Annotated in this window: 12 protein-coding genes; 8 read left to right on the top strand and 4 right to left on the bottom strand. The window is 70.4% G+C overall.

What is annotated here, in order from left to right; translation table 11 throughout:
• Positions 1 to 450, bottom strand: a 450-nt coding sequence (locus tag Q0C81_RS10945) for a DsbA family oxidoreductase (RefSeq protein WP_291837456.1), incomplete at its 3' end; no start/stop codon positions are given.
• Between the two features lie 106 nt (positions 451 to 556).
• Here Q0C81_RS10945 and Q0C81_RS10940 point away from each other — a divergent pair.
• Together Q0C81_RS10940 and Q0C81_RS10935 are read left to right on the top strand one after the other, a co-directional pair.
• Positions 557 to 1,345, top strand: coding sequence for a DUF2461 domain-containing protein (locus Q0C81_RS10940; RefSeq protein WP_291837453.1), 789 nt, complete (start codon positions 557 to 559; stop codon positions 1,343 to 1,345).
• 163 nt (positions 1,346 to 1,508) lie between these two features.
• A complete protein-coding gene (locus tag Q0C81_RS10935) occupies positions 1,509 to 1,700 on the top strand; it encodes a hypothetical protein (RefSeq protein WP_291837451.1) in 192 nt (63 codons plus the stop codon).
• Between the two features lie 7 nt (positions 1,701 to 1,707).
• Here the strand turns inward: Q0C81_RS10935 and Q0C81_RS10930 are convergent, their stop codons facing one another.
• Positions 1,708 to 2,883: an acetyl-CoA C-acetyltransferase gene (locus Q0C81_RS10930; protein WP_291837449.1), complete on the bottom strand. Its 1,176-nt coding sequence runs from the start codon at positions 2,881 to 2,883 to the stop codon at positions 1,708 to 1,710.
• 147 nt (positions 2,884 to 3,030) lie between these two features.
• On the opposite strand from Q0C81_RS10930, the gene Q0C81_RS10925 reads away from it, so the two are divergent.
• The 3 genes from Q0C81_RS10925 to Q0C81_RS10915 are packed head-to-tail and all read left to right on the top strand — an operon-like array spanning position 3,031 to position 4,738.
• Positions 3,031 to 3,750, top strand: coding sequence for a hemolysin III family protein (locus Q0C81_RS10925; protein WP_291837447.1), 720 nt, complete (start codon positions 3,031 to 3,033; stop codon positions 3,748 to 3,750).
• A gap of 56 nt (positions 3,751 to 3,806) precedes the next feature.
• Positions 3,807 to 4,394, top strand: a complete 588-nt coding sequence (gene phaR, locus Q0C81_RS10920; RefSeq protein WP_291837445.1) for a polyhydroxyalkanoate synthesis repressor PhaR — start codon at positions 3,807 to 3,809, stop codon at positions 4,392 to 4,394.
• Positions 4,391 to 4,738 carry a hypothetical protein gene (locus Q0C81_RS10915; RefSeq protein ID WP_291837443.1) on the top strand — a complete coding sequence of 116 codons (348 nt, stop codon included), beginning with the start codon at positions 4,391 to 4,393 and terminating at the stop codon, positions 4,736 to 4,738. Before phaR ends, Q0C81_RS10915 begins: the two co-directional genes overlap by 4 nt.
• A 301-nt stretch (positions 4,739 to 5,039) precedes the next feature.
• Here Q0C81_RS10915 and Q0C81_RS10910 read toward each other — a convergent pair whose 3' ends face one another.
• On the bottom strand, positions 5,040 to 5,483 hold the full coding sequence (locus Q0C81_RS10910; RefSeq protein WP_291837441.1) for a hypothetical protein: 444 nt from the start codon (positions 5,481 to 5,483) through the stop codon (positions 5,040 to 5,042).
• 118 nt (positions 5,484 to 5,601) lie between these two features.
• On the bottom strand, positions 5,602 to 6,330 hold the full coding sequence (locus Q0C81_RS10905) for a glycosyltransferase family 2 protein (protein ID WP_291837439.1): 729 nt from the start codon (positions 6,328 to 6,330) through the stop codon (positions 5,602 to 5,604).
• Between the two features lie 89 nt (positions 6,331 to 6,419).
• Between Q0C81_RS10905 and Q0C81_RS10900 the strand changes: the two genes are divergently transcribed.
• From Q0C81_RS10900 to Q0C81_RS10890, 3 genes are all read left to right on the top strand, one after another.
• Positions 6,420 to 8,123, top strand: a complete 1,704-nt coding sequence (locus Q0C81_RS10900; protein ID WP_291837437.1) for a glycosyltransferase family 39 protein — start codon at positions 6,420 to 6,422, stop codon at positions 8,121 to 8,123.
• Complete coding sequence (locus Q0C81_RS10895; protein ID WP_291837435.1) at positions 8,120 to 9,037, top strand: hydroxymethylglutaryl-CoA lyase; 918 nt, start codon at positions 8,120 to 8,122, stop codon at positions 9,035 to 9,037. Before Q0C81_RS10900 ends, Q0C81_RS10895 begins: the two co-directional genes overlap by 4 nt.
• 85 nt (positions 9,038 to 9,122) lie before the next feature.
• Positions 9,123 to 9,539: a hypothetical protein gene (locus Q0C81_RS10890; protein WP_291837433.1), complete on the top strand. Its 417-nt coding sequence runs from the start codon at positions 9,123 to 9,125 to the stop codon at positions 9,537 to 9,539.
• Positions 9,540 to 9,753 lie beyond the last annotated feature (214 nt).

Raw genomic sequence — 9,753 nt, 5'->3', positions numbered from 1 at the left:
CTCGGCGGCCGTGGTCAGCTCGCCCGCGTCGGTCAGGTTGCGGCCCTCGGTGAAGTGGATGCGGAACAGGGCCTTCTTCAGGTCGGCCTGCTTGTCGGGCGCCGTCTCGCCCGCCCATTGCAGCAGGCGGTGGGCGTCGAAGGTGTTCCAGATCCGGCTGTCCGACGTCATGCGCATGTCGAAGCCCACCGACGCCGCGCGCTCGGTGATCATGGCCCGGTTCTGGGCCGACTGTTCGGGGGTGGAGCCGTATTTCCTGCCGATATGCTCGACGATGTTCTCGCCCTCGGGCGCCATCTGCGGGTTCAGCTCGAACGGGCGGAAGGCGACCTCGGCCTCGACGCCCTCGGCCTTCAGATGCTCCAGCGCGGTCTCCAGCCCGCCCAGGCCGACGACGCACCATGGACAGACGACGTCGGAGACGAAATCGATCTTCAGGGGCTGGGTCATGGTCGGGCCTCCGGGTTCCGCAACGGTGTCGATCACATATGGGAGCCGCTCCGCCGGGCGCCATCCCCATCTTCTCCTGAAGGCCGGAAAGGATCAGGATCGCGCCATGACCGACACCTTCCCCGGCTTCGACCCCGCCGACCTGGCCTTCCTGACCGGCCTGGCCGCCCACAACGACCGCGACTGGTTCGCCGCCCATCGCGGGACCTACGACGCGCGGCTCAAGCCCGCCCTGGCGGCGCTGATCGCCGCGACCTCGGCGGCCTGCGAGGCGCGCGGCCTGCCCCTGGCGGGCGATCCGAAGAAGAGCGTGTTCCGCATCCACCGCGACACCCGCTTCTCCAGGGACAAGCGTCCTTACAAGACCCACGTCTCCGCCACCCTGACCCGCGACGGGGCCAAGATGAGCCCGGGCATGATCTACATCCATATCGAGCCCGAGGGCGGCTCGCGGCCCGGCTTCGATCCCGACGCCATCGACCCGCTGGATCCCTCGACCCACCCCTCCGAGGCGGCGGGCGCGGAGGACGGGCCTTTCGGCAAGGGCCCCTTCGCCGCCGCCGGCTTCTACCTGGATGAGCGGCCCGACATCGACGCCATGCGCCGCGCCATCGTCGCCCACCCGGCCCGCTGGGCGGCGGTCGAGGCCGCCCTGGCCAGAGCGGGGCTGGCGCTCGGCCCGGGCGACCCGGTCAAGCGCATGCCCAAGGGTTTCGAGGCCCAGGCCGGCGGCCCGCTGGATACGACTTTAAAGCGTACTCGCTGGCTGGTTACCCGTCCGCTGACCGGCCCCGAGATCGCCTCGCCGGACCTGCCCGACACCCTGGCGGCCTTCGCCGCCGACACCCGCCCCCTGCTCGACTTCGGCTGGTCCGCCCTGGGCCGGTCAGGCTGACACACAGAAATGTAAGTAGTTATACGGGACGGAATTCCCTATCTATTCATTCCGGAATGCCGCAGCTTGGGCGTGTCGTGAACCGAGACGTCCCCGTGACACGGGTCGCGGCGTCCTCGACCACGACTTCACCGATCCTCCGCCTCCGCCGCGCGAAAGCCTCATGTCCGCATACAGCCTGCGCCTGCATCACCTGTCGGGCGGCGCCCCCATCGAGGAACCGCTCGAGGCGAGCGACGAGGCCGAGGCGCGCGAGCTGGCGCGGGTCCGCCTGCTGCTGACCCGCGACTACAGCCGGGTCGAGCTGCACCATGCGGGACGCCGTCTGGATGTCTTCACCCGCGACCCGGGCTGACCCGGCCTCAGTCGCGCTCGACGCACATCGCCACGCCCATGCCGCCGCCGATGCACAGGGTCGCCAGGCCCTTCTTGGCGTCGCGGCGCTTCATCTCGAACAGCAGGGTGGTCAGGATGCGCGCGCCCGACGCCCCGATGGGGTGGCCGATGGCGATGGCGCCGCCGTTGACGTTCACCCTGGCCGGGTCGAGGCCCAGTTCCTTGACCACGCACAGCGACTGGGCCGCGAAGGCCTCGTTGGACTCGACCAGGTCCAGGTCCGCGACCGTCCAGCCGGCCTTCTCCAGCGCCTTCCTCGAGGCCGGGATCGGACCTGTGCCCATGATCGCCGGATCGACGCCCGCCGTGGCCGAGGAGACGATCCGGGCCAGCGGCGTCAGCCCGCGCGCCTTCGCGTCCTCGGCGCTCATCAGCACCAGGGCGGCGGCGCCGTCGTTCAGGCCCGAGGCGTTGGCGGCGGTGACGCTGCCCTCCTTGTTGAAGGCGGGCTTCAGCTTCTCCATCGCCTCCAGGGTCGCGCCGGGGCGGATGTACTCGTCCTTGTCGACCACGGTCTCGCCCTTGCGGCCCGCGATGACCACCGGGACGATCTCCTCGTCGAAGCGGCCCGCCGCCTGCGCCGCCTCGGCCTTGTGCTGGCTGGCCAGGGCGAAGGCGTCCTGGGCCTCGCGGGTGATGTCGAACTTCGTCGCGACGTTCTCGGCGGTCTGCCCCATGTGATAGCCTTTGAAGGCGTCCCACAGGCCGTCCTTGATCATGGTGTCGATGAAGGCGACGTCGCCCATCTTGTGGCCGGCGCGCAGCTGCTGGGCGTGCGGCGCCTGGCTCATGCTCTCCTGCCCCCCGGCCACCACGATGCGGGCGTCGCCGGTGGCGATCTGCTGGGCGCCGACGGCCACGGCGCGCAGGCCCGAGCCGCAGATCTGGTTCAGGCTCCAGGCCGGAACCTCCTTGGGCAGGCCCGCGGCCATGGCGGCCTGACGCGCCGGCCCCTGCCCGGCGGCGGCCTGCAGCACATGGCCCAGGATGACCTCGTCGACCTCGTCCGGCGCCACCCCGGCCCGCTCCAGCGCGGCCTTGATGGCGACGGCGCCCAGCTGCGAGGCGGGCAGGCCGGCCAGCGCGCCCATGAAGCTGCCCACGGGGGTGCGGGCGGCGGAGACGATGACGACCTGGGACATGATTTCACTCCACGGGGAATAATCTTGTGGCGCTTTTGCCGCATCGCCGTCGCTTCGTCAGCCCCCTTCCCGCCATTCACCTGATGGTCACTGGCCCAGGCTTACATTTCCCGGAACGAAGTACGACGTCCGGTCTTAGAAGGGACCATGAAGATGCGTCTGAAACGCCTGCTGAGCCACGTCTGCACGCCGGACGAACTCGACATGATCGAGCACTATCTGTCACCCGCCGAGAAGACCGCGGATCTGATCGTCCATGTGGTCGGCCTGACCCTGGCGGTCGTCGGCGGCGGCCTGCTGGCAGTGCTGGCGGCCCTCTATGCGGGCGTCGGCGCCGCGGTGGCCATCGCGGTCTACGCCCTGTGCCTGGTCGCCATGCTGACCGCCTCGACCGTCTACAACCAGATCCGCCCCTGCGCCGCGCGGCCCGTCCTGCGCCGGCTGGACGAGGCGGCCATCTTCCTGATGATCGCGGGCAGCTACACCCCCTTCACCACCCAGCGGTTCGAGGGGGCCTGGGCCGTCGGCTTCACCCTTCTGGTCTGGGCCGTGGGCCTGTCGGGGGCCTTCGCCAAGGTGCTGCTGCCGCGCCTGTCGGACGTCTTCTGGAGCTGCGTCTACGTCGCCTTCGGCTGGCTGGCGGTCGTCGCGCTCAAGCCCATGGTCGACACCGTCCATCCGGCGGCCCTGGCCCTGCTGGTCATCGGCGGGCTGATCTACACCGCCGGCGTCTTCGTCTTCGTCAGCCCGAAGGTGAAGTACCGCCGCGCCATCTGGCACGGCTTCGTCGTCACCGGCGCGACCGTGCACTGGGCCGCCGTGCTGGTCGGCGTCGTCCTCGCGCCCGCCGCCGCCGGGGTCGGCTAGACTTTCGCACGCGCAGCGCGGACACTGCGGCGTTGCAACAGGAACGGGGACAGCGCGTGGCTGACAAGAAGTCCGGTGCGGGAGACAACGTCGTCATCAAGAAGTACGCCAACCGGCGGCTCTACAACACGGCGACTTCGGCTTACGTCACACTGGAAGACCTGGCGCGGATGGTCCGCGAGGGCACCGAATTCGTGGTCTATGACGCCAAGACCAACGATGACCTGACCCGTCAGATCCTGACCCAGATCATCTTCGAGGAAGAGAGCCGCGGCGAGGCCCTGCTGCCCGTCCAGTTCCTGCGTCAGCTGATCGGCTTCTACGGCGGCCAGATGCAGGGCGTGCTGCCCTCCTATCTGGAGATGTCGCTCGACAACTTCTCGCGCTCGCAGGAGCAGATTCGCGGCCAGTTCTCGCGCGCCTTCGGCGGCACGCCGGGCGCCGGGCTGATGGACGAGGCGGTGAAGCGCAACATGGCCCTGTTCACCGAGGCGATGAAGATGTGGCCGGGCTTCAGCGCCGTGGCCCGCCAGCCGGCCCCAGCCGAGACTGAAACGCCGCCTGCGGCCGCCGATCCGCTGAACGAGATGCGCCGCCAGATGGACGAGATGCGCGCCCAGCTCGACAAGCTGTCCAAGGGATGACGGACGAGATCCGCAGCGTCGGCCCGGTCGAAGGCCGTGATCGCCGCGCCGCGGACCGCCGGGCGGCCGAACGTCGCGCGGCCTCGGCCTCGCGCGCCCTGGTCCCGGTCGCGTTTCCGGCAGAAGACGCCGAGCCCCCGGCAAGACCTGCCCCCACCCCGCCCTCGGACGGGTCGGCGGCGATCTTCGCGGCCCAGGTGATCGGTCAGACAGGCCAGCGGCGCGGCCTCAAGGGCGGCCCGCCCGTCCTCGACGCGGCCCGCAGCGCCTACCTCGGGGCCGAGTATTCCGGCGCCGGCGAACGCCGTCCCAAACCGGGCCGGACGGAAGACACGGACATCTAGGGAAACCGGCACGGTCCTTGCTGAAACCGGGTCAGATCGACCCGTTTCCGGACCCCGCCATGCTGACCTTCCTGACCCGCGCCTTCGACATCACCGTCGTCGCCCTGATCTTCGTCGGGTTCTCATAAGAGAGGGCGCTACCGCTCGCCGCGCGGCGGCTCGCTGCTTGAGCGCGATCGCAGCCGTTCCTCCCCCACCGGGGGAGGGGACCATCCGTAGCCGCAGGCGAGGGGTGGTGGAGGGGCCCGGCCTCAAGCAGCGAGGCTCCGCGAGCCGAGCGTTAGGCCCCTTCGAGGGGTGGCTACGCCGCTCCCCCGAAATCCAGATCCTTGCGGGCCGAGATGATGGTCACGATGAAGCCGGCCAGCACGTCGAGCATGACCATCGCCACGATCAGGAAGAAGGTCGAGGTGGCGAAGCCCTTGATCAGCAGGAACTCGACCAGGACGACGATGAACAGCACCATCGACAGGGCGTGATTGACGATCGCGACCTTCTGGCTGGAGGTCGACTTCAGCAGTTCGAAGAACAGCAGGATCAGCGACAGGAACAGGATCAGGTCGCCCACGCCGACGTTCCAGCTGGTCCCCGAGGCCATGGGGATCGAGAACATCGGATCGCGCAGGATGGCGTCGGCGCCGCCCGCGGCCAGGTTCACGTGGTCGCCGCCGGTGAACAGGCTCGACAGCACCACGATGTTGTACAGGATCACCGGGATCACCAGCAGCGGCAGGGCGACCAACATGGGCGGGGCTCCAGCATCCACGGCCGGTAACGGCCGCGCTTGTTAACGATAGATAACCCGGTTCGCTCCATACGGCTACGCCCGGTCGCCTGACAGGCGAACGTCCCGGCGCGGAGGCCTAAAACTCGCTGATCGCCCCGGGGCGGCGCGAGCGGGACTTCAGCCACATCACGCCCAGCAGGTCCGAGAACGAGGCCATCAGCCGGCCCCAGTTGGTGTACTTGGACTGGCCCGTCTCGCGGTGGCGGTGATCGACGTCCAGGTAGCGGTTCTCATACCCCTCGCGGATCATCAGCGCCGGCAGGTAGCGGTGGATGTGATCGAAGTAGGGCAGGCGCAGGAAGATGTCGCGGCGGAAGGCCTTCAGACCGCAGCCGGTGTCGTCGGCGTCATCGCCCAGCAGCTTCTTGCGGATCCGGTTGGCCCAGCGCGAGGCCCAGCGCTTGGCCTCCGAGTCCTGCCGCTTGGCCCGGACGCCGCCGACCAGGGCGACGTTGGGCGGCGAGGCCGCCAGCAGGTCGGCCAGCTTCGGCGCGTCGGCCGGCGGGTTCTGGCCGTCGCCGTCCAGGGTCACCACGATGGCGCCGCGGGCGGCCAGCACCCCGGTGCGCACCGCGCGGCTCTGGCCCGCGTTGGAGGCGTGGCTGATCACCCGCAGTTGCGGCAGTTCGGCCTGCAGGGCGCGCAGCTCCTCCAGCGTCCGGTCCCTGGAGGCGTCATTGACGAACACCATCTCGAACGAACGCCCGGCGAAGGCGGCGGCGATCTCGCGCGCCAGCGGGCCTGCGGCGCCCTGTTCGTCATGGACGGGGACGACGACGGAGATGTCGGGAACGGCTTCGGTCATGACCGCTGTCTAGCCGGTTTTGACGCCGCGCGGGAGACATGCTCCGCACACGCATGACGGCGGCGGAACCGGCGTGATAAGACGCTCCCATGACGCTTCCGATCACGCGCCCTGACCTCGACCGATACATCGCCGGATGGCGGGGGCCCGTGCTGGCGGCGCTGATCGCGCTGTTCGCCGGCCTGCCCGTCCTGGCCCTGCTGCCGCCGCTGGACCGCGACGAAAGCCGCTACGCCCAGGCGACCTCGCAGATGCTGGAGAGCGGCGACTATGTCGACATCCGCTTCCAGGACGATCCGCGCTGGAAGAAGCCGGTCGGCATCTACTGGATGCAGGCCCTGGCCGTGGCCGCCACCTCCCAGGTCGAGAACCGGGACATCCAGCCCTACCGCATCCCCTCCATCCTCGGGGCCATGATGGCCGCGGCGGCCATCGCCTGGGTGGGGCAGGCCATGTTCGGCGCCCGGGCGGGCTTCCTGTCCGGGGCCATCATGGGGGCCTCCTTCCTGCTGTCGACCGAGGCGGGGATCGCCAAGACCGACGCCATGCTGTGCGGAGCCGTGACCCTGGCCATGGCGGGGCTGGCGCGCATCTACCTGGCCTCCCGGGCCGGGGAGACGCCACAGAGACCGCACAAGCTGATGTTCTGGCTGGGCCTGGGGCTGTCGATCCTGATCAAGGGACCCATCGGCCTGATCGTCATCGCACCGGCCATGCTGGCGGTCTCGGCATGGGACCGGGATTTCCGCTGGCTCAAGCGGCTGGGCTGGGGCTGGGGCCTGCCGCTGGTGGCCCTGCTGGTGGGTCCCTGGGCGATCGCCATCACCATCGCCACCGACGGCGGTTTCTGGCGCGAGGCCATCGCCGGCGACCTGGCGCCCAAGATCGCGGGCGGCCACGAGAGCCACGGCGCGCCTCCGGGCTACTATGTGCTGGGCGCGCTGGTGATGTTCTTCCCCGCCACCCTGCTGCTGCCCGCCGCCCTGTCGACCGGGTGGAGCCGCCGCGCCGAGCCGGCGATCCGCTTCCTGGTGTGCTGGCTGGTCCCGGCCTGGATCATCTTCGAGCTGACCCCGACCAAGCTGGCCCACTACACCCTGCCCGCCTACGGAGCCCTGGCCCTGCTGGCGGGCGCGGCCCTGACACGCCCGATCGGCAACCTGTCGCGCTACGTTGGCGCCGCCCTGACCGTGCTGGTCGGCGTGCTGCTGGCCGCGGGGGTGGTCTACGGCCTGACCGAATACGGCAAGTCGACCGCCCAGACCTGGGCCACGATCACCATCGTCTTCGCCGTGCTGGCGGCCCTGATCGGGGCCTTCCTGCTGATGCACCGGGCGGCGGTGACGGCTGTTCTGGTCAGCATCGTGCTGGGCGTCGTCGCCCACGGCGCCCTGGCCGGGACGCTGCGCCAGCTGCGCCCGCTTTCGGTCTCGCCGCAGCTGGACAAGGTCCTGTACCGCGCCGACCTGCACCCGCGTCAGGGACGGCCCGGACCGGTGGCCATCGCCGGCTATCATGAGCCCAGCTTCGTCTTCCTGACCGGTCGGGACACCGAACTGACCGACGCCGAGGGCGCCGCCCGCGCCCTGGCCGAGGGCCGTCCGGCCATCGTCGAGGAACGCGAGGCCGAGGCCTTCCGCGCCGCCACCGCGCGCACGGGCGTCCCCGGCCGGGCCGTCGGCGAGGTCCGGGGCTACAACTACTCGCAAGGCGACGATGTGGACCTGTTCGTCTACGCCCCGCCCGGCGACGGGCCCGCCCCGACCCTGAACCCCGCGGAGCCCGTCCGGTGAGGCGCAGGATCACCATCGTCGAGGTCGGTCCCCGCGACGGCCTGCAGAACGAGAAGGCCATCCTGGAACCCGCCGTCCGCGCCGACCTGGTGACGCGGCTGGAGACGGCCGGGGCGCGGCGGATCGAGGCGGTCAGCTTCGTCCATCCCAAATACGTGCCCCAGATGGCCGGGGCCGAGGAGGTCATGGCCGCCCTGCCCCATCAGGAGGGCCGCAGCCGCATCGGGCTGGTCCTGAACGGCAAGGGTTATGACCGGGCGCTGGGCACGGCGGTGGACGAGGTCAACGTCGCCATGTCCGCCACCGACGGCTTCGGCCTGAAGAACCAGGGACTGACCGTCGACCAGCAGGTCGAGATGCTGGCCGCCATCGTGGCCGGCCGGGCCAACGCCGGGGCCGCCTCGGGCGCCGCGCCGTCCCTGTCCGCCACCCTGTCCTGCGTCTGGGGCTGCCCGTTCGACGGCGAGGTCGGGGTCGATCAGGTCGCCGATCTGGTGGGCCGGATCGCGGCGCTGGGCGTCGGCGAGATCGCCCTGGCCGACACCATCGGCGTCGGCGACCCCTGGGCCGTCACCCGCAAGGTCGAGGCGGCGCGCAAGGCGGCGCCGGACGCGGTCCTGCGCCTGCATTTCCACGACACCCGCAACACCGGCCTGGCCAACGCCCATGCCGGGATCGAGGCCGGGGTCGATATCCTCGACGCCTCGGTCGGCGGCATCGGCGGCTGTCCGTTCGCCCCGGGCGCCACGGGCAATATCGCCACCGAGGACCTCGTCTACATGCTGGAACGGGCCGGGTTCGAGACCGGCTACGACCTGGACGCCCTGATCGGAACCGCCCGCTGGATCGGCGAGAAGATCGGCCGCCCGGCCCCCAGCGCCCTCAGCCGCGCGGGGGGCTGGCCGAAGGTCTGACCCGCCGAGGGGCCTGTCCAAAAGTTAACTCGCCACACCGTCAGCGCGCGCCCTAGCCTTCGGTTGAACCCAGGGGTGAACGGGCATGGCGGGATATCGGCGACGGGGCGTGGTGGTGCTGCTGTCGGCCAGCATGGCGGCGGGTGCGGCGAACGCCCAGGCGCTGCAGCGCACCGAGGTTCTGGGGAACTGGACCCTGCGGATGACGCCGGCGGAAGGCGCCAACATCACGGTCAAGACCGACAGCGGACGCGTGGAGATGGCCCTGAGCGTCACCCCGCGGGGACCGTCCGGTATCGCCTGCGCGCTCGACGGCGCGCCGACGGACTGCCAGCTGCGCCGGGGCGGGCTGGTGGTCACCATGCGGACGGACGGCGCCCGGATGATCTACACCCTGAACGGACGTCGGACCGGCGGCTTCACCGGGAACGTCCGCCTGAGCGCCAACCTGATCCCCGTCGGCAGCATCCATCTGGGCACGATGGACATGTTCCGACGCTGACGCGGGCCAAGGGCGGGGCCGCCCACGCCGCGTTGCGGATACCGGCCGTCGGAGGCAGGGTGCCTGCCATGCGTTTTCCGCTCCATATCGCCCTGTGGCCACTAGTCCTCGGCGCCCTCGTGCAGCCGGTTCTGGCGCAGGATCAGCAGAGCGTCTCCGTCTTCGACCTCCGCGATCCCGTTCGGGCGCTGGCGTTCGACCCGACCGCATACTT

Origin of the sequence: Brevundimonas sp., assembly GCF_023259385.1 — a bacterium.
In the GTDB taxonomy this organism is placed as follows: Bacteria; Pseudomonadota; Alphaproteobacteria; order Caulobacterales; family Caulobacteraceae; genus Brevundimonas.
The sequence above is the reverse complement of the archived record's forward strand: the minus strand, read 5'-3'. Positions and strand labels throughout refer to the sequence as shown.